The organism is Limnohabitans planktonicus II-D5, assembly GCF_001270065.2.
Lineage (GTDB): Bacteria > Pseudomonadota > Gammaproteobacteria > Burkholderiales > Burkholderiaceae_C > Limnohabitans_A > Limnohabitans_A planktonicus.
Map to the genome: position 1 here is coordinate 36,414 of NZ_LFYT02000002.1, position 17,954 is coordinate 54,367.

17 protein-coding genes are annotated in these 17,954 nt (G+C 59.2%); 1 reads left to right on the plus strand and 16 read right to left on the minus strand.

From position 1 onward, the window contains the following. Window positions 1-50 precede the first annotated feature (50 nt). The 6 genes from H663_RS22115 to H663_RS22140 all read right to left on the minus strand — a co-directional run bounded on the left by H663_RS22115 (window position 51) and on the right by H663_RS22140 (window position 6,506). Window positions 51-1,841 (minus strand): serine hydrolase domain-containing protein, encoded by a 1,791-nt coding sequence (locus H663_RS22115; RefSeq protein ID WP_053176167.1) that lies wholly within the window; start codon window positions 1,839-1,841, stop codon window positions 51-53. Window positions 1,842-2,079: 238 nt separating this feature from the next. Further along, a complete protein-coding gene (locus H663_RS22120) occupies window positions 2,080-2,367 on the minus strand; it encodes a DUF1330 domain-containing protein (protein ID WP_053176165.1) in 288 nt (95 codons plus the stop codon). A 9-nt stretch (window positions 2,368-2,376) separates the two neighbouring features. Next, entirely contained in the window at window positions 2,377-3,462 is a 1,086-nt protein-coding gene (locus H663_RS22125) for a patatin-like phospholipase domain-containing protein (protein ID WP_053176162.1), read from the minus strand. Between the two features lie 27 nt (window positions 3,463-3,489). Next, window positions 3,490-3,870 carry a type II toxin-antitoxin system VapC family toxin gene (locus tag H663_RS22130; RefSeq protein WP_053176161.1) on the minus strand — a complete coding sequence of 127 codons (381 nt, stop codon included), beginning with the start codon at window positions 3,868-3,870 and terminating at the stop codon, window positions 3,490-3,492. Beyond that, the gene (locus H663_RS22135; protein WP_053176160.1) at window positions 3,867-4,070 is read right to left on the minus strand and encodes a type II toxin-antitoxin system VapB family antitoxin; all 204 of its coding nucleotides are present in this window, start codon (window positions 4,068-4,070) and stop codon (window positions 3,867-3,869) included. Before H663_RS22135 ends, H663_RS22130 begins: the two co-directional genes overlap by 4 nt. 75 nt (window positions 4,071-4,145) lie before the next feature. Then, complete coding sequence (locus H663_RS22140; protein ID WP_053176970.1) at window positions 4,146-6,506, minus strand: Tex family protein; 2,361 nt, start codon at window positions 6,504-6,506, stop codon at window positions 4,146-4,148. A 249-nt stretch (window positions 6,507-6,755) separates the two neighbouring features. Between H663_RS22140 and H663_RS22145 the strand changes: the two genes are divergently transcribed. Further along, window positions 6,756-7,160: a hypothetical protein gene (locus H663_RS22145; RefSeq protein ID WP_053176159.1), complete on the plus strand. Its 405-nt coding sequence runs from the start codon at window positions 6,756-6,758 to the stop codon at window positions 7,158-7,160. Window positions 7,161-7,191: 31 nt separating this feature from the next. On the opposite strand, the gene H663_RS22150 is transcribed toward H663_RS22145, so the two are convergent. The 10 genes from H663_RS22150 to H663_RS22195 all read right to left on the minus strand — a co-directional run bounded on the left by H663_RS22150 (window position 7,192) and on the right by H663_RS22195 (window position 17,954). Next, a complete protein-coding gene (locus H663_RS22150) occupies window positions 7,192-8,103 on the minus strand; it encodes an SDR family oxidoreductase (protein WP_053176158.1) in 912 nt (303 codons plus the stop codon). After that, window positions 8,100-9,035: a glutathione S-transferase family protein gene (locus H663_RS22155; protein WP_053176155.1), complete on the minus strand. Its 936-nt coding sequence runs from the start codon at window positions 9,033-9,035 to the stop codon at window positions 8,100-8,102. The genes H663_RS22150 and H663_RS22155 overlap by 4 nt, the downstream gene beginning before the upstream one ends. Before the next feature lie 8 nt (window positions 9,036-9,043). Further along, window positions 9,044-10,060, minus strand: a complete 1,017-nt coding sequence (locus H663_RS22160; RefSeq protein WP_053176153.1) for an NADP-dependent oxidoreductase — start codon at window positions 10,058-10,060, stop codon at window positions 9,044-9,046. Between the two features lie 47 nt (window positions 10,061-10,107). Continuing rightward, window positions 10,108-10,530, minus strand: a complete 423-nt coding sequence (locus H663_RS22165) for a PaaI family thioesterase (RefSeq protein ID WP_053176151.1) — start codon at window positions 10,528-10,530, stop codon at window positions 10,108-10,110. A gap of 15 nt (window positions 10,531-10,545) precedes the next feature. After that, on the minus strand, window positions 10,546-11,337 hold the full coding sequence (locus H663_RS22170) for an SDR family oxidoreductase (protein WP_053176150.1): 792 nt from the start codon (window positions 11,335-11,337) through the stop codon (window positions 10,546-10,548). 30 nt (window positions 11,338-11,367) lie between these two features. Next, on the minus strand, window positions 11,368-11,670 hold the full coding sequence (locus H663_RS22175) for a Dabb family protein (RefSeq protein ID WP_053176148.1): 303 nt from the start codon (window positions 11,668-11,670) through the stop codon (window positions 11,368-11,370). Beyond that, window positions 11,670-13,484, minus strand: a complete 1,815-nt coding sequence (locus tag H663_RS22180) for an acyl-CoA dehydrogenase (protein ID WP_053176146.1) — start codon at window positions 13,482-13,484, stop codon at window positions 11,670-11,672. The genes H663_RS22175 and H663_RS22180 overlap by 1 nt, the downstream gene beginning before the upstream one ends. Before the next feature lie 188 nt (window positions 13,485-13,672). After that, window positions 13,673-14,848: an acetyl-CoA C-acyltransferase gene (locus H663_RS22185; RefSeq protein ID WP_053176144.1), complete on the minus strand. Its 1,176-nt coding sequence runs from the start codon at window positions 14,846-14,848 to the stop codon at window positions 13,673-13,675. Window positions 14,849-15,024: 176 nt separating this feature from the next. Beyond that, the gene (locus tag H663_RS22190) at window positions 15,025-17,136 is read right to left on the minus strand and encodes a 3-hydroxyacyl-CoA dehydrogenase NAD-binding domain-containing protein (RefSeq protein WP_053176142.1); all 2,112 of its coding nucleotides are present in this window, start codon (window positions 17,134-17,136) and stop codon (window positions 15,025-15,027) included. A gap of 122 nt (window positions 17,137-17,258) precedes the next feature. Further along, complete coding sequence (locus H663_RS22195; protein ID WP_053176140.1) at window positions 17,259-17,954, minus strand: ABC transporter ATP-binding protein; 696 nt, start codon at window positions 17,952-17,954, stop codon at window positions 17,259-17,261.

The following is a 17,954-nucleotide window of genomic DNA, read 5'->3' on the forward strand; positions in this document are numbered from 1 at the left end:
AAGCAGATACCGATCACACGAGCTACTTGGAGACACATGTTTCACAGGCGTCATGGATTGCGGTTGACAATTTTTTTCGCCTGATAACCGGAGTATTCCAGATGCTCTACACCATCAACGATGACGCTGCGCACCGTTTCGCCACTATCAGCCAGTGGCCCCAATAACAACGCCTGTGTGTCAGACCTAGGCCTGAGCACAGCGCGAGCGGTTTGATCTGGCTCGTCGAGCATGGTTGTTTCAAGAACCAGAAAACCCCGTTCTTTAATCAGGCGAATGCGTTTTACCAATTTAGGATCATCACCCAGGTTACTGATTTCATAGTCACCCAGTCGTTGTTGCCAGGCACCCAAGCTGACGGGTGCTTCGATGCGCTGACCAACCAGCATGGCTTGCTTGCCCGCTTGAGCAACCAATAGCTTGCGGCCATCCACCGTTCGGAGCGAAAAACCAATATCACTCAAAGTGCCCATCTGTACAGACACGATACCCAACAGTTTGTAGTCAAGTCCGAGTAAACCGTCTTTACGCGGGCGCAGCTTGAAGTCATGCCCCAATGCATTCACATGCAAACCATTGCCATCAGCGTTGATGTGGACCGGGCCGACCATGGTGGTGTAGTCTCCTGCATAGGCATTTCGCACATCTTCTGAAAGTGGCGTGTCTGCCCATGCGGATTTGCTGCGTATCGGTTGCTGAATGCCGGTTTTGGCTTCGAGTGCCAGCGCCAGTGTTTCGGTGGCAATGTGGTCAACAACATGGGTTGCGGAACCAGAATTGGCCAGTACGACAACCCCGAGTTTGTGCTGGGGCAATAGGTACATCTGACTGCGAAACATACCGATGCCACCTCCATGATGGGCAACTGTGCCAGCGTTCTCGATCGTTGACTTGCCTAAGGTGCTCAGCATCCAGCCTAGACCGACCCGAAAATTGAAGTCAAGCGGTACGACGTTGTTTTGTGACCGCAACATTTCATGAAGCGTCTCAGGCTTAACAACTTGGTGTGCGCCATAACTTCCTTTGGCAAACACCATGGACATGAATCGACTCATGTCCATGACACTCGAATTGAGCCCTCCGGCTGGAACGTCACGTAAAGGTATTTCTGGGATGGCCTCACGCCCACGGTAACCCTTGGCCATCAGGGGCGAGTTTGAAACACCGGTTTCGAATGCGGAATGCGCCATGCCCAATGGAGCCAAAACGCTTTGCTGCATATATTCTGCAAAAGGTTGCGCACTGAGAGTCTGCACCACCGTTCCGAGCAGCGAAACGCCAACATTGGAATAGGAAAAAACAACATCAGGCTCATAAGCCAAAGGCTGCCCCGCGAGGTCCTCCACCAACGAAGAAAACGGCTGGGGCGTTGGAGTTTGAAAACCTTTGAGCAGGTCACGCGGCAAGCCAGAATGGTGACTCATGAGCTGGCGAGGCGTGATCGTGGCTGGCAACTGCTGTGTCTTGGATAGAAGAGTCGGTAAGTAGCGTTGAATCGGTGTATCGATGTCGAGCCTGCCACGTTCTGCCAATTGCATGGCACCGGTCGCGGTGAACAATTTGGAGATGGAACCAACCCGGTAAAGCGTTTCGGCACTTGCAGGAATACCGCGCTCAACGTCGGCAAAACCAAAACCTTGCGCCCAAACGATGCGCTGGTCATCCACCAAGGCAAGACTCAGGCCGGGCACTTTGTTGAGGGCCATTTCGTGCTGCACCAAGCGTGTGACATAGGCTTGGGTGGATACAAGATCGTCGCGAGCGACGTTGGCCGGGCGAGTCGGGGGCACCGAGCATCCTGCCAGTGCAGCGGCAGAAAATGCAAAAAGAAATAGCTTCATGGTGGATGTGTTGACTTGGGTAATCAATTATTCCGCTTCAAGCTTTGAATTGGCTTTGCAACACGGCTCGTGCCGCCACATGTAAGCTATAGTCGTCAACAGCATTTTCACCGCCTGCCAATCACCCCATATGGGCGAACTCCTCGGACGCCCGAGTTCTCGGCAAACCAGCGCTGCGTCAGCCGAACAGGTAGAAAATGATTGACTTGCTCGTTCTCACCCGAGTTTGTGAGAAGGGTCATGCCTCATAAGTGACCAAAACAACGTCAGCCGCCTCTTGGCGCAAAGGAATCAGGGCTTGGTAGGCTGCAGACCCATGCCAGCCCTCGGCCTCTTGCAGTGAGGGGAAACGAATCACCACGATGTCGGGGTGTGGGCAAACACCCGAAAAGGCCTTGACCTGCTCCCCCCGAAAAACCAGCTCCCCTCCAAAAGGCAGCAAGGTCGCCAATACTTGCGATCGGTATTGGCCCCATTTTTCGGAGTGTTTCACGGTCATTTGACCGACGACATAGGCTTGAGACATGAGAAATCCTTACAAGGGCTGAACCATGGAAGAGTTGGGGTTTTGCAACCAGTGGCTGAACTCATCCGCCAATTGCTGGCTTGCACGCGCACCCGCATTCCACACCTTCACCCGCCCCGCCAAATCGCGGTCGTAGGTCATGAAGTCCTTGCGGTCGGGCAATTTGCCGTTCGGCAGGGTTTTGACCCATTCGGGGTTGGGGGCCAGAACGATGGTGCTTTCCAGAAACGGCGTTGCGCCGTGCCGCCACTTGAGCGCTTTGTCGAGCCAGCCGGGCACCACGTTTTGCTGGAAGTGCGGGTACAGCGCGATGGCGCGTTCGGGGCCTTGGGTGGGCGCGGTCCAGTTCAGGTGCAGGTGGTAGTCGGTGATGCCACCGTCCCAGTACGCGCCAGCCGGTGCGCCGGGGATGTCGTGCACGGCTTTCAGGGCAAACGGAATCGAGCAGCTGGCTTGCAGTACGGGCATGAAGTTGCCTTCGGTCAGGCCCACGGCGCGGGTGCGAAAGTCTTGGGCGTCAAACGGCAAAGCCGCGCCCTGCCCTGAAAACACCACCCGCTCCAGCCAGCCGCCCAAGGCCCGGCGGTGCACGGCGTTGCTCAAAAATGCCCCCGCATAGCCCAGTGGCGTGGCCAGAGGGTGTTCGCGGTGCAGGATGTGCCGCCCGCGTGAGGTGACGATGTGCAGGCGGTAACGTGGGTGGCTCAGCACCTCTGAGATACGGCCACCGTAAAAGGCTTGCAGGCTGTGTCCAAACGCTTCGCTCACTTGCTCGGCGCTCACGCGCTTTTGACCGGGCAGCGGTTCGTAGTGCTGGTGGATGTAGTCGTGCTCCAGCCGCTCAAACGCGGCCACCGGCTCATTCAGGCAAGCGGTGGCCATGCGCCAAGCGCCAATGGATGCGCCAACCAGGTCCACCGGCTGCTGGCTTTGGCTCAACCACTCGCCAAAGATGAAGCGGTCCAGTGGCCCCAGGATCAGGCCTTTGGGGCCACCGGCAGCGCCCGGAATGACGCCGATGTGCTCGGGCCGCAGGCCGTGTTCGCGGATGTGGGCCAAGGCCTTGGGGCCGGCGTGAATGTGAAGGGCTTGCATGGTGGGGTCAGTGGCTCACGGTGGTGTTCAGTGCACGGGGCTGCGGTAGGCGCGGCCCAAGCGCTCAGCCAAGGTTTGCAGACGCAAGTCAAGCGACCACAGCACGGCCCCTTGACTCAGGCAGGTGGCGGCCAACAGTTGCAAGTCAACCCAGCCGCAACCGCGCCCAAAAAGCTGTTCGCGCTCTAAAAAATCCAGCATCTCCGGCAAGCTGGCTTGTTGGGCTGCTTGCAGCGATGCCAGATCGGCCAGCGTTTGCGCACGCCGAGGCGGCGTGCCGCAAGCGATTTCGCCCAGAATGCAGGGATGGATCAACACGCGATCCTGCACGAGCAACTGCACCAAGGCCTCATTGCCGCGCCTGAAGTGGTCCACCCACACCGAGGTGTCCACCAAAACCGGCGTCATGCGGGCAAGTCCTGCGCACGTCGGGGAATGTCGGGCATATCGACTTGGGTGCCGCCCAGTGCGGCCAAGCGTTTGGCCGCTTGCGTGCGGACAAAGGCCTTGATGGCCTCGCGAAACAAATCGGCCTTGTCCATGGACGGGTCGGCCACTTCCAAAGCCCTTTGGTAGAGCTGGTCGTCAATGGTCACGGTGGTTCGCATCACAGGCTCCAAGCATCAAACAAGGTGCAATTATGCATCTTGGTGGATGACTTGGTGGGATCAGAGTGAAGGCGCTTATTTCTTCAAGCCCTGCAGTTTGGCAAAGGCGCTGGCCATGGCAGAACCTGCACCGGCTGCGGGGGGGGAGGTGTAGCCACCGCCGCCGCGCTGGCGGTTGTCGCGCCCTGCCCCTTCAAACTTGTTGTCACGGGGGCCATCACGTCTGGCAGGCGCGGCGTCGAGCTTCATGGTCAAGCTGATGCGCTTGCGGGCCACATCGACTTCGAGCACCTTCACTTTGACGATGTCGCCGGTCTTGACCACTTCGCGGGCGTCGGTCACGAATTTGTTGGCCAGCTGACTCACATGGACCAAGCCGTCCTGGTGCACGCCCAAATCGACAAAAGCGCCAAACTGGGCCACGTTGCTCACGGTGCCTTCCAGGGTCATGCCTTCTTTCAGGTCCTTGATGTCTTCCACACCATCGGCCAGACGCGCCACCTTGAAGTCGGGGCGCGGATCGCGGCCGGGTTTTTCCAGCTCGCCCAAGATGTCCTTGATGGTGATCGCGCCAAATTTGTCGTTGGCAAACAGTTCGGGCTTGAGCGTTTTGAGCACATCCGAGCGGCCCATGATCTCTTGAATGGGCTTGGCGGTTTTGACAATGATCTGCTCAACCACCGGGTAGGTTTCGGGGTGCACGCCCGTCATGTCCAGCGGGTTGTCGCCACCGCGAATGCGCAAAAAGCCAGCGCTTTGCTCGAAGGTCTTGGCACCCAAGCCGGTCACTTTCAGCAAATCCTGGCGGGTTTTGAACACACCATTGGCATCGCGCCAGCGCACGACCGACTTGGCCACGCTGGCCGACAAACCCGACACGCGGGTGAGCAGAGGCACGCTGGCTGTGTTCAGGTCCACACCCACGGAGTTCACGCAGTCTTCGACCACCGCGTCCAGCGTTTTGGCCAACTCGCTTTGGTTCACGTCGTGCTGGTACTGGCCCACGCCAATGGCTTTGGGGTCGATCTTGACCAATTCAGACAAGGGGTCTTGCAGGCGGCGGGCAATGGATGCCGCGCCGCGCAGGCTGACGTCCACATCGGGCATTTCTTGTGATGCAAATTCGCTGGCCGAATACACCGAAGCGCCCGCCTCGCTGACCACCACTTTCTGAATTTCCACGCCATCCCGCAGGCGTGCCAGCTGCTTGATCAGGTCCCCCGCCAACTTGTCGGTCTCGCGGCTGGCGGTGCCGTTGCCAATCGCGATCAGGTTCACGTTGTGCTTTTCACAGAGCTTGGCCAGGGTGAAAAGCGATCCTTCCCAGTCTTTGCGGGGCTCGTGCGGATACACCGTTGACGTGTCGACCAATTTGCCGGTGGCATCCACCACAGCCACTTTCACGCCGGTGCGGATGCCCGGGTCCAGGCCCATGACCACGCGCGGGCCTGCGGGTGCGGCCAGCAGCAGGTCGCGCAGGTTGTCGCTGAAGACCTTGATGGCGACTTTTTCGGCTTCTTCGCGCAGGCGGGTGAACAAATCACGCTCGGTCGAGAGGCTCAGTTTCACCCGCCAAGTCCAGGCCACGCATTTGCGGATCAGGTCGTCCGATGGGCGCGCCGCATGGCTCCAGCCCAGGTGCATGGCGATCTTGCCTTCGGCGATGCTGGGTTTGCCGGGCTCGGGCTCAACAGGAAGAACCAGTTTGGCATCCAGCATTTCAAGTGCACGGCCACGGAACACGGCCAAAGCGCGGTGGCTGGGCACGCGGCCAATCGGCTCGTCGTAGTCAAAGTAGTCACGGAACTTGGACACATCGGCGTTGTTCTCGTCTTTGCCGTCGGCCAGCTTGCTTTTGAAAAGGCCTTCGTTCCACAGCCATTCGCGCAGGGCTTGTACCAAAGACGCGTCTTCAGCCCAGCGCTCGCTCAGCAAATCACGCACGCTGTCCAGCACAGCGGCGATGGTGGTGAAGTCCGCGCCTTCAATCGCGCCTGCAGGCAGCACAAAGGCTTGCGCCTCGGCGTGCGGGTCGAGCCTCGGGTCTGCAAACAGCTTGTCTGCCAAGGGTTCCAGCCCGGCTTCGCGGGCAATCATGCCTTTGGTGCGGCGCTTGGGCTTGAAGGGCAAATACAGGTCTTCCAGCTCTTGTTTGGTGGGCGCAGCGTCGATGGCGGCCAGCAAGTCGGGCGTCATCTTGCCCTGCTCGGTGATGCTCTTGATCACGGCGGCACGGCGGTCTTCGAGTTCGCGCAAATAACCCAGACGCGACTCCAGCTCGCGCAGCTGGATGTCGTCCAGGCCGCCGGTCACTTCTTTGCGGTAACGGGCGATGAAGGGGACGGTGGCACCACCGTCGAGCAATTCCACGGCGGTCTTGACTTGCTCGGGGCGGATACGGATTTCTGCGGCCAGTTGGGCCAGGATTTTTTGCATGCTTTTGATCGTGTACGGAGCGAGACGGGCGAGTTTGCCACAAGGCATAGGCCTGTTCAGACCCGCTGGCAAGCGTCTATTTCTTAAATTTATTTTACAAATGCATCGGTTTTGATTTATAAAGTGGTCATCCCGCAAAGTTAAATTTTCTTAAAAAGCCAAATCAACAATATTGACAATGAATTTGAATTAACAAATAATATTGACATAAAGCGATTTTCACAAAATTCGCAAGAAAGGTCACTAAAAATGAAAATTCAAAGCGAGGGGCATCAAGGTGTCCTGACATTCATCAAGGGTTCGCTGCTGCTCTTGGTCGCTCTTTTTCTGAGCGCATGTCAAACCATGACCGTGGAACAAAGTGACCAAGCCCAGCACCCCACGTTCACCCCACTGAGTCCAGAACAACGAATCATGAACACGGTGACCATCAAATGGGACGTGCGCGAGGATGCGGCAGAGTTTTGTGCCAAAAGCATGCGGGTGCGCTCTCTACAACCCGGTCGAGAACTGGCGTTCACCACACCGCCCATGGCTTGCGCGATCTGGTATGTGCCGGGCAAGGAATGCACGGTGATCACCAGCAAGAAAGTCTCCCATGCCTTGCTGGGCCATGAAGTGCGCCACTGCTTTGAGGGGCACTTTCACCGGTGAATGAGCGCCGCGGGCTTTTCGCCCGCTTCGCTCAGGCGCTGGCCTCGCGCAAGGCTTTGCGCAAACCTTCACCCACTTCGGGGCGCGCCGCAAATGGGTCAGGCGGGTTGATACCCTGAACAATTGCTTCCATGCGGCTTTGCACGTTGCCCAAGGCGTGCGGGTGGCTGAAGATATAAAACTGGTCGGCCGCGACCGCATCAAACACCTTTTGCGCCACATCGGCTGCCGACACTTTGCCGCTGCCGACCGCTTTGTCGGTCTGCGCCTGACCGATCAGCTGGCTGGCCGTGGGCTGATTTGCCGCCAGCGTTGAAGGTCTGTTGCGTTCGCTGTGGCTGATGCCCGTGGCCACAAAATAAGGGCACAGCACGCTGGCGCTGACCTGGTCAGACACCAGATGCAGGTCCTGGTACAGGGTTTCGGTCAGTGACACCACCGCGTGTTTGCTCACGTTGTAAATGCCCATGTTGGGGGGGGTGAGCAAACCGGCCATGCTGGCGGTGTTGACGATGTGACCTTGGTAACTCGGGTCGGCCTGGGCGGCCTCGAGCATCATGGGCGTGAACAGGCGCACGCCATGCACCACGCCCCAGAGGTTGACGCCCAGCACCCATTCCCAATCAGCCACCGAGTTTTCCCAAACCAAGCCCCCTGCCCCCACGCCCGCGTTGTTGAACACCAAGTGCGGTGCACCAAAGCGTGCTTTCACGTCCATGGCCAGTTGTTCCATGGCCTGCGCGTTCGACACGTCGACTTTGCGCGAAAGTACCTGCACGCCTTGGGCGGTCATTTCGGCCTCGGCTTTGTCCAGTGCGTCTTGCTGCACGTCCACCAGCACCAGGTTCATGCCCAGCTTGGCACCGATGCGGGCGCATTCCAGACCAAAGCCCGAACCAGCGCCCGTCAGGACAGCGGTTTTGCCTTTGAAGTTGTTGATCATGCAGATGCCTTTTTGAGTGTGAACCCGACACGCGGGAAATGGACATGGATGGTGCCCGCTCGGTCATCCGAGCGGCGCAAGGTGTATCGGGTGCGGGTAGCGGCGATCAGCTCACCTTCGGTGGGCTCCAGACCAAAGTTGTCGGCTGCAATCACCACATGGCTGCCCAGCGCAATGCCGTGCTCATCCTGGAAGACATCGCCCTGCACTGCGGCAGGCGTTGAACTGTGGGCCACCTCCAAGGCTTCTGGGGCACTGACCTTGCCCGGCGTGCCGTGGCCGATGGCCTTCATGCGGGCCATCCAGGTTTTGACTTCGGGCGTGGCGTCCAGAATGCCCGCCAATGCGGGCGTGCGCTCTTGGGTGAACCACAGCGGGTGGTAGGCCGCAAAATCGGCCACGCAAGGCTGGGTGCCGAACACAAAGTCTTGCCCGTGCAGCATGCTGGCAATGCGGCGCAGGTAGCTTTTGTAAGTGGCGGTGGCGTCTGCGGACGCCATTCGGCCTGCGCCGCCGCGCATGGCCGTGCGATCGGCCACAAATGCCTGCACGCCTTCAGCGGGCGCGCCCGCAAAGACCTGCGCCACGCCCGCAGGCTGGAAGTTGTAGGCCATGGCCGCGGTGAACAAGGCACTGTCGGCCCACTGCGCCACGATGCGCGCTGCGCCTTTGACGGCGTCGGGGAACAGCGTGGGTGTTGGGGCCAATTGCTCCAGAACATCGCAGATCAAGGCGGTGTCGCAGTAAATGTCAGCGCCGATCTGCAACACCGGCGTTTTGCGGTAACCGCCCGTGAGCGCTGTCAGATCGGGCTTGGGCATGATCATCGGAATGAACACGCTTTTCCAGGCCAGCTGTTTGTAGCCCAGGATCAGCCGGACCTTTTCAGCGAACGGCGAAGTCGGGTAGTGGTGCAAGATCAGATCAGACATGACGATGCTCAGATCAGTTTGACCAATTGCTTGCCAAAGTTCTTGCCTTTGAGCAGACCGAGGAAGGCCTCGGGCGCAGCGGCCAGGCCCTGAGCCACCGATTCGCGGGGGCGCAGCTTGCCGGTGCCTACCAAGGTGCCGAGTTCTTGCAGGGCTTCGGGCCAGATTTCCATGTGTTCGCTGACGATGAAGCCTTCGATCTTCATGCGGTTGATCAGGATCAGCGCCGGGTTGGCCATGGGCAGCGGCGCGCCGTCGTAGCCGGCGATCATGCCGCACACCGCAATGCGTGCAAACGCGTTGGTGCGCAGCATCACCGCATCCAACACCATGCCGCCCACGTTTTCAAAGTGGCCGTCGATGCCGTTCGGACAGGCTTCGCGCAGTGCTTTGGACAGGCTCAGGTAGTCCTTGTGCTCTTTGTAGTCAATGCAGGCGTCAAAGCCCAACTCGTTGACCACGTAGTCGCACTTGTCTTTGCCACCGGCAATGCCGACCACGCGGCAACCCCGGGCCTTGGCCAAAGCGCCATAGGCACTGCCCACCGCGCCACTGGCAGCGCTCACGGTCACGGTTTCGCCCGCTTTGGGGGCGATGATTTTGCACAGGCCATACCAGGCAGTCACGCCGGGCATGCCCACAGCGCCCAGGTAATGCGACAGCGGCACATGGGTGGTGTCGACCTTGCGCAGTGCGCCCAACACGTTGGCATCGACCACGCTGTATTCTTGCCAGCCGCCCATGCCGACCACTTGGTCACCCACTTTGAACTTGGGGTGCTGGCTGTCCACCACCTCACCCACCGTGCCACCAAGCATGACTTGGCCCAAGGGTTGAGGCACAGCGTAGCTCTTGCTCTCGTTCATGCGACCGCGCATGTAAGGGTCCAGACTCATGAAGTGGTGCTTGACCAGTACTTGACCGTCTTGCAAAGCGGCAATGGGGGTTTCAATCAGTTTGAAGTTGGCCACAGTGGCTTCGCCTTGGGGGCGGTTGTCGAGCACGATTTGGTGGTTGAGAGTCATCTGTGTTTCCGTTCTTTGCAGTGTGGTCGTTGAAAAAACTAAAAAAATCAATCGGTTTGAAGATCTTCGATGCCACGGCGGGGAACATATTTGAATGTGCCGGTGGCATGTGCACACAAACGCCCCTGTGGGTCATAAACCCCACCTTCAGTGAAGGCGAGTTTGCGCGTGCGGTGCAGCAAGCGGCCGCGGCCAATCAGTCGGCCCCCCAGGGGGGCTGATGCGGCTTGCATGAAACTGGTCTTCATTTCAATCGTGAACACGCCGTTGCTGGGCTCCACGCTGCGGGCGGCTGCTGCCAGGACGACGTCCAAAAAAGTCATGATGGCGCCCCCATGAACCACATCAAAAGAGTTGAGTATTTCAGGGCGCATCGGGAAGTACAGTTCGGATTGGCCGTCTTCAAATTTTTCCAGCGTGATGCCCAAGTGGTCCACAAACGGAATCGGAACGCCAAAAGGAATGCTCATGTCAGGCCTTGGAGCTCATCCGCCGATGATGGCGCTGACGCCACCGTCGACCGCCAGCCATTGACCGGTGATGTGCTTGCCTGCGTCGGAGGCGAACAAAAGTGCCAGACCTTTGAGGTCTTCGTCGTCACCCAAGCGGCGCAGCGGGGCGGCTTGCGCCATATTGTCGGCCCCGATGGTGTCCAAAAGGCCTTGGCTCATTTTGCTGGGAAAGAACCCTGGGCAAATGGCGTTGACGGTGATGCCGTGCTCGCCCCACTCGCCCGCCAAGGCGCGGGTGAAGTTGATGACCGCGCCCTTGGAGGTGTTGTAGGCGATGGTCTTCATCTCGGACGGGTTGCCGGCCAGACCGGCGATGGATGCCACATTCAAAATGCGGCCCTTGCCACGCGGGATGAAGCTTTGTTTGGCCACCTCTTGTGACAGCAGAAAATAGCCGCGCACATTCAGGTTCATGACCTTGTCCCAGGCGGCCACGGGGTGGTCTTCGGCCGGGGCTCCCCATGTGGCACCAGCGTTGTTGACCAGGATGTCGATGGGGCCCATGCGCTCCATGGTTTCAGTGGCCAGGCGGCGGATGTCTTCTTCCTTGCCGCAGTCGGCGGCAATCCAGCGGGCGTCGATGCCTGCGGCCTGCAACTCGGCGGCCGCTTCTTCCAGGTCAGCCGCCTTGCGCGAGCTGAGCATGATCTTGGCGCCGGCTTCACCCAGCGCATGGGCCATTTGCAGGCCCAGGCCGCGCGAGCCACCGGTGACCAGGGCCACCTGGCCGGTCAAGTCAAAAAGTTGTTGAACAGTGCGTGCCATGTGCGGGTCTCCTGGAAAATCAATGTGAATTCAGACGGTGTAATCCATGCAGCGGCGTTCTTTGACGACCGACTTCATGAAAGGTTTGATGGCCACATGTTGCGGGTGATTCTGGTAATCCGCTAGCACCTTCGCGTCATCCAGCAGCATGTGCAGCACCAAATCGTTCGTGCAGTCCATGCCGGGGGTGGCGGTGGCCACTTCAAAGGCGCGGATGCCGGGCACCACTTGCGCACACGACAGCAACAGGGCTTTGGCTTTTTCCAGGTTGGCGGCCTTGTCAGCTCCTTCGGCCTGCTCGTGCAGGTTCCACATCACAATGTGTCGGATCATCAAAAAGCCTCCTCAGGCAGTTCGGCACAAGTCGGGTCGCGGCTGCTGACCACGTTCAGCCAGGCCCCGATCTTGGGCAATTCATAACGGTAGAAATAACGGCAGGCCGCACGGCGACCCTGCGCTGCCGGTGTGTCGTCCTGGCCCAGGCTGGCCGCGACATCGAGCCAGATCCAGGCGATCACGGTATGGCCAAAGGCCTGCAAATACGGCACGGCATTGGCCAGGGCCTGGGCGGGTTGTGCACCGTCCCAGGCTTGCTGTGTGGCTTGGCCGACTTGCTGCAGAGCATCGCGCAAAGCCGCAGCTTCAGGCCCCCAGCTGCCTTCGGCCTTGGCCGCCGTGGCCAACATGCGGTCGGCCAGCAGTTGCAGGCCGCGGCCGTTTTCCATCAGCACCTTGCGGCCCAGCAAGTCCATGGCCTGGATGCCGTGGGTGCCTTCGTGGATCATGTTCAAGCGGTTGTCACGCCAGTACTGCTCCACCGGAAAGTCGCGTGTGTAACCATAGCCGCCGTGGATCTGGATCGCCAGGCTGTTGGCCTCCAGGCACCATTCACTGGGGAAACTTTTAACGATGGGCGTGAGCACTTCGAGCAGCAAACGCGCCACATCGGCATCGTCAGATGTGCCCGTGTGTTGCTCGTCCACCAGACGGGCGCAGTACAAGGCCAGGGCCAAAGCACCTTCGCTGTAGGCCTTTTGCGCCAGCAGCATGCGCTTGATGTCGGCGTGCTCAATGATGCGCACCTGGGGCTGGCTCGCGTCCTTGCCCCCTGCCCCAGTCGGTCTGCCTTGTGGGCGGTTTTTGGCGTAGTCGAGGCTGGCGTAATAACCGGCCATGCCGAGCATGGTGGCGGCCATGCCCACGCCAATGCGGGCCTCATTCATCATGTGGAACATGCAGCGCAGGCCTTCGCCGGGCTTGCCGACCAAATAGCCCACGGCACCTGTATGGCCCCTCACCGGGTACTTGCCCTCGCCAAAGTTCAGCAGCGTATTGGTCGTGCCGCGCCAGCCGCATTTGTGATTCAGGCCCGCCAACGCCACATCGTTGCGTTCGCCCGTCAGCTGTCCATTTGTGTCCACCATCTTTTTGGGGACGATGAACAGCGAGATGCCTTTGACGCCCGGCACCAGCTGGCCATTTGCATCGGGAATTTTGGCCAACACCAGATGGATGATGTTCTCGGAGAGTTCGTGCTCGCCCGAAGAGATCCACATCTTGTTGCCCTTGAGGCGGTAGCGTGCGCCTAAAGCATCGGCCTCAAAACCATCGCCGTCGGGCGTGGCGCGGGTCGTGACATCGCTGAGCGACGAGCCCGCTTGCGGCTCGGACAGGCACATGGTGCCTGAAAAGCGCCCTGAAAATTCGTTGGCGGCAAACACCTGCTTTTGCAGATCGGTGCCGTGCACCATGAGCAAATTGGCGTTACCACTGGTGAGCATGCCCGAGCCGATGCTGACGGAGGCCATCGCAAAAAAGGCATTGGCAGCCGCTTCGACCGTGTAGGGCAGCTGCATGCCGCCGATGTCGTAGTCTTGCGCGGCGCTCAGCATGCCCGACTCGGCATAGGCCTTGTACGCATCGTGCGTGGCCTGGGGCAAGATGACTTTTTCGCCGTCAAAGTGCGGCTCCTGGGTGTCTACCAGACGGTTGAAGGGGGCGTATTTTTCGCGGGCGATGCGCTCGCAGGTGTCGAGCACGGCGTCAAAGGTTTCGCGCGAGTGGTCGGCAAAGCGTTCGCGGGACTGCAGGTTTTCGACCTTCAGCCAGTCGTGCAGCAGGAAATCAACGGTGGGACGAAGTGACATATGGGGTTGAACGTTGAGGTTAAGTTATCGAGTTGAGAGTTTGGCGTTGAGCGTTCAGCGTGAATGCAGTGCCATGGGCACAAGGCAGACCATCAAACGCTCAACGCCCAACGCCCAACGCTCAACGCCCAACGCCCAACGCCCAACGCCCAACGCCCAACGCCCAACGCTCAACGCTCAACGCCCAATCACAGCACTTCAAAAATACCGCATGCGCCCATGCCGCCACCGATGCACATGGTCACCGCCACGCGCTTGGCACCACGGCGTTTGCCTTCAATCAAGGCATGGCCTGTCAGGCGCTGGCCCGACACACCGTAGGGGTGACCCACGGCAATCGCGCCACCGTTGACGTTCAGGCGGTCAGCCGGGATGCCCAGTTTGTCGCGGCAGTACAGCACCTGCACGGCAAAGGCTTCGTTCAGTTCCCACAGGTCAATGTCTTGCACTGTGAGGCCCAAACGCGCCAAGGCTTTGGGCACGGCGTAGACGGGGCCAATACCCATTTCGTCGGGCTCGCAACCGGCCACGGCAAAACCGAGGAACCGGCCCAGGGGCTTCAGGCCACGTTGTTCGGCCAGCTTTTCGTCCATCAGCACGCAAGCGCCAGCGCCGTCCGAGAACTGGCTGGCATTGCCTGCCGACACCAGACCACCTGGCAGCGCAGAACGCAGGCCGCTGATGGCTTCTACGGTGGTGCCTTCGCGCAGGCCTTCGTCCACGCTCACGGTCACTTGCTTGGTGGTCATGCCCATGACCTTGTCGATCACGCCTTGCGTGACGGTGATGGGAGCGATTTCATCGTTGAACAAACCAGCGGCTTGGGCAGCGCAAGCTTTTTGCTGGCTGGCCGCGCCATATGCGTCCATCACATCGCGACCGATTTTGTAGCGCTTGGCCACTTGCTCGGCGGTTTGCAGCATGTTCCAGTAAATCTCGGGCTTCATCTTGGCCAGGGCCAAGTCTTGCAGCATGTGGGTGTTCATCTCTTGCTGCACGCAAGAAATGCTTTCCACGCCACCGGCCACATAGACCTGGCCTTCGCCCGCGATGATGCGTTGCGCAGCCAAGGCAATGGTTTGCAGGCCAGAGGAACAAAAACGGTTGACCGTCATGCCCGAGACCGAGATGGGCAAACCGGCCTTGAGGGCGATCTGGCGTGCGATGTTGGCGCCTGTGGCCCCTTCGGGGTTGGCGCAGCCCATGATCACGTCTTCGACTTCGGCGGCATCAATGCCAGCGCGGGCCACGGCGTGTTGCACCGCGTGGCCACCCAAAGTGGCACCGTGGGTCATGTTGAAAGCGCCCTTCCAGCTCTTGGCCAGAGGGGTGCGGGCGGTCGATACGATAACGGCATTGGTCATTTTGAATCCTTGTATTGGCTCGTTGAGCGTTGAGCGTTGAGCGTTGAGCGTTGAGCGTTGAGCGTTGGGGGATGTGGATGAGCGTCCGCTCATGTGCGTGGAGCGATGTGCGGTGAACAGCTGTTTCAAGTCTTTTCACGCTCAACGCTCAACGCCCAACGCTGAACTCAAAACGGTCAGTTGAATGTCTTGCCTTCGGCCACCAAGCGTGCCAACAGGGGCGCGGGCTGCCAGAATTGGGCGTCGTCGTGCGGGTTCTTGGCAAAGCGCTTCATGGCTTCGGCCACGTTGAACAGGCCCACGGTATCGGCGTAGTTCATGGGGCCACCGCGCCAGAACGGGAAGCCATAACCGGTGATGTAGACCATGTCGATGTCGCTGGCCTTGCTGGCAATGCCCTCTTCCAGAATGTGGGCAGCTTCGTTGACCAGCGAGAACACCAGGCGCTGCACAATTTCTTCGTCGGAAATCTTGCGGGCCGTGATGCCCAAAGCGGCGCGGTGCTTTTCGATCATCTCGACCACCACGGGGCTGGGGATCGCGTCGCGTTTGCCGGCTTGGTAGTCGTACCAGCCTGCACCGGTTTTTTGGCCGTAACGGCCCATCTCGCAGAGCAAGTCAGCGGTTTTGCTGTACTTGAGGTCGGGCTTTTCTGTGTAGCGACGCTTGCGGATCGCCCAGCCAATGTCGTTGCCCGCCAAGTCGCCCATGCGAAATGGTCCCATGGCAAAGCCGAATTTCTCGACCGCCTTGTCGACCTGCGCGGGGGTGCAGCCTTCTTCGATCAAAAAGCCAGCTTGGCGACTGTATTGCTCGATCATGCGGTTGCCGATGAAGCCATCGCACACGCCCGAGACCACCGAGGTCTTCCTGATCTTCTTGCCAATGGCCATCACGGTGGCCAGCACGTCTTTGCCGGTTTGGGCACCGCGCACCACTTCGAGCAGCTTCATCACATTGGCCGGGCTGAAGAAGTGCATGCCGATCACGTCTTGTGGACGCTTGGTGAAGCTGGCGATCTTGTTCACATCCAAGGTGGAGGTGTTGGACGCCAAAATCGCGCCAGGCTTCATCACTTCGTCGAGCTTCTTGAAGACGGCTTCTTTCACGCCCATTTCTTCGAACACGGCTTCGATCACCAAATCAGCCTGGCCGATGTCGTCGTAGCTCAGCGTGGTCGACAACAGCGCCATGCGCTCGTCGTATTTTTCTTGTTTGAGCTTGCCTTTTTTGACCTGAGCTTCGTAGTTCTTGCGGATGGTGGCCACGCCACGGTCCAACGCGTCTTGTTTCATTTCCAGAATCTTGACCGGGATGCCCGCGTTCAGGAAGTTCATCGAAATGCCGCCACCCATGGTGCCTGCACCAATGACGGCGATGCTCTGGATGTCTCGCTTGGGGGTGTCGGCGGGCACATCGGGGATCTTGCTGGCTGCACGGTCGGCCATGAAGATGTGACGCAAAGCACGGCTTTCAGGGGTGAGCATCAGGTTCATGAAGATGTCACGCTCAACGAGCATGCCGTCTTCAAACTTCTTCTTCGTGGCGGCCTCAACGGCGTCCACGCACTTGACGGGTGCGGGCAGGTTTTTGGCCATGCCTTTGACCATGTTGCGGGTGAACTGGAAGTACGCATCACCTTGTGGGTGCTTGCAAGGCAGGTTGCGCACCAGCGGCAACGGGCTGCCATCGGCGTGGGCTGCGGCCACTTTGCGTGCCAGGCCCAAGGCTTCTTCAGGCAGGCTCTCGGCCGATTGGGCCATGGCATCAAATAGCTTTTGGCCGGGCAACATGGCCAGCATTTCGCTTTTGATGGCTTCGCCGCTGACGATCATGTTGAGCGCGGGCTCGACACCGATCACACGGGGCAGGCGCTGCGTGCCGCCCGCGCCGGGGATGAGACCCAGCTTGACTTCGGGCAAGGCAATGGAGGTGCCGGGCGCTGCGATGCGGTAGTGGCAACCCAGGGCCAGCTCCAGCCCGCCGCCCATGGCGACAGAGTGGATGGCCGCCACAACCGGCTTGGCCGAGTTTTCGCAAGCGCGGATCACGCTCAGCAAATTCGGTTCCTGAATGGCTTTAGGCGAGCCAAACTCACGGATGTCCGCACCGCCCGAAAAAGCTTTGCCGCCGCCGGTGATGACGATGGCTTTGACGGTGGTGTCGTTGTTGGCTTTTTCCAGTCCCTCCGTGATGCCGATGCGGGTGGACAGACCCAAACCGTTGACCGGCGGGTTCGTCAGTGTGATGACCGCGACATCGCCGTGGACTTTGTATTCAGCTGTCATGCTGGATTTCCTTTGCGTAAAGTAAAGCTTTGGACAAAAAAGAACGGTCGTTCTATTTTGACTGTGATTGTAGGGGCTGAACGATCAAAATGGCGAGCCCTTTGTCTCAATCGGGACGAATTTCAGACTTCCAGCCATTCCTTGCGAATGTAGGCGTTTTGCCGCAACTCAGCGGGGGTGCCATCAAAGACGATGCTGCCGTGGCCCATGACCAATGTTCGGTCAGAAATGTTCATGGCAATGGTGAGCTTTTGCTCGATCAAGAGTACAGAAATGCCGCGATTTTTGAGTTCCTGAAGGTACTGCCCCACCAGTTCGACAATTTTGGGGGCAAGGCCTTCGGTGGGCTCGTCAATGATGATGAGTTGAGGATCGCCCATGAGGGTGCGGCAAAGCGTCAACATTTGCTGTTCGCCTCCCGACAAAACCCCCGCTTCTGTGTGCTCTCGCTCTTTGAGGCGGGGAAACAGGGCATACATGTCATCAAATGACCAACGGCTGTTTTTGGCACCCGATTTCTGCCCCAGTTGCAGGTTTTGTGAAACCGTCAATTTGGGAAAGATGTCGCGGTTTTCGGGCACATAGCCCAGACCCAAGTGCGCCACTTCGTAAGCTTTTTTGCCTTGAATCGGCTGCCCTTGCCACTCAATCTGGCCCTCGCAGTCGACCAGGCCCATGATGGCTTTGGCCGTGGTCGAACGGCCCGAGCCGTTGCGCCCGAGCAAAGCCACGATCTCGCCCTGGCCCACCTCAAAATTCACGCCATGCAGCACATGGCTCTTGCCGTAATAGGCGTGCAGGTTGTCTACTTTAAGCAT

Excerpts from the sequence above, each read along its gene's own strand:
- H663_RS22115 (WP_053176167.1), bottom strand. The coding sequence starts at position 1,841 with ATGAAGCTATTTCTTTTTGCATTTTCTGCCGCTGCACTGGCAGGATGC.
- H663_RS22120 (WP_053176165.1), bottom strand. The coding sequence starts at position 2,367 with ATGTCTCAAGCCTATGTCGTCGGTCAAATGACCGTGAAACACTCCGAA.
- H663_RS22125 (WP_053176162.1), bottom strand. The coding sequence starts at position 3,462 with ATGCAAGCCCTTCACATTCACGCCGGCCCCAAGGCCTTGGCCCACATC.
- H663_RS22130 (WP_053176161.1), bottom strand. The coding sequence starts at position 3,870 with ATGACGCCGGTTTTGGTGGACACCTCGGTGTGGGTGGACCACTTCAGG.
- H663_RS22135 (WP_053176160.1), bottom strand. The coding sequence starts at position 4,070 with ATGCGAACCACCGTGACCATTGACGACCAGCTCTACCAAAGGGCTTTG.
- H663_RS22140 (WP_053176970.1), bottom strand. The coding sequence starts at position 6,506 with ATGCAAAAAATCCTGGCCCAACTGGCCGCAGAAATCCGTATCCGCCCC.
- H663_RS22145 (WP_053176159.1), top strand. The coding sequence starts at position 6,756 with ATGAAAATTCAAAGCGAGGGGCATCAAGGTGTCCTGACATTCATCAAG.
- H663_RS22150 (WP_053176158.1), bottom strand. The coding sequence starts at position 8,103 with ATGATCAACAACTTCAAAGGCAAAACCGCTGTCCTGACGGGCGCTGGT.
- H663_RS22155 (WP_053176155.1), bottom strand. The coding sequence starts at position 9,035 with ATGTCTGATCTGATCTTGCACCACTACCCGACTTCGCCGTTCGCTGAA.
- H663_RS22160 (WP_053176153.1), bottom strand. The coding sequence starts at position 10,060 with ATGACTCTCAACCACCAAATCGTGCTCGACAACCGCCCCCAAGGCGAA.
- H663_RS22165 (WP_053176151.1), bottom strand. The coding sequence starts at position 10,530 with ATGAGCATTCCTTTTGGCGTTCCGATTCCGTTTGTGGACCACTTGGGC.
- H663_RS22170 (WP_053176150.1), bottom strand. The coding sequence starts at position 11,337 with ATGGCACGCACTGTTCAACAACTTTTTGACTTGACCGGCCAGGTGGCC.
- H663_RS22175 (WP_053176148.1), bottom strand. The coding sequence starts at position 11,670 with ATGATCCGACACATTGTGATGTGGAACCTGCACGAGCAGGCCGAAGGA.
- H663_RS22180 (WP_053176146.1), bottom strand. The coding sequence starts at position 13,484 with ATGTCACTTCGTCCCACCGTTGATTTCCTGCTGCACGACTGGCTGAAG.
- H663_RS22185 (WP_053176144.1), bottom strand. The coding sequence starts at position 14,848 with ATGACCAATGCCGTTATCGTATCGACCGCCCGCACCCCTCTGGCCAAG.
- H663_RS22190 (WP_053176142.1), bottom strand. The coding sequence starts at position 17,136 with ATGACAGCTGAATACAAAGTCCACGGCGATGTCGCGGTCATCACACTG.
- H663_RS22195 (WP_053176140.1), bottom strand. The coding sequence starts at position 17,954 with ATGCTTAAAGTAGACAACCTGCACGCCTATTACGGCAAGAGCCATGTG.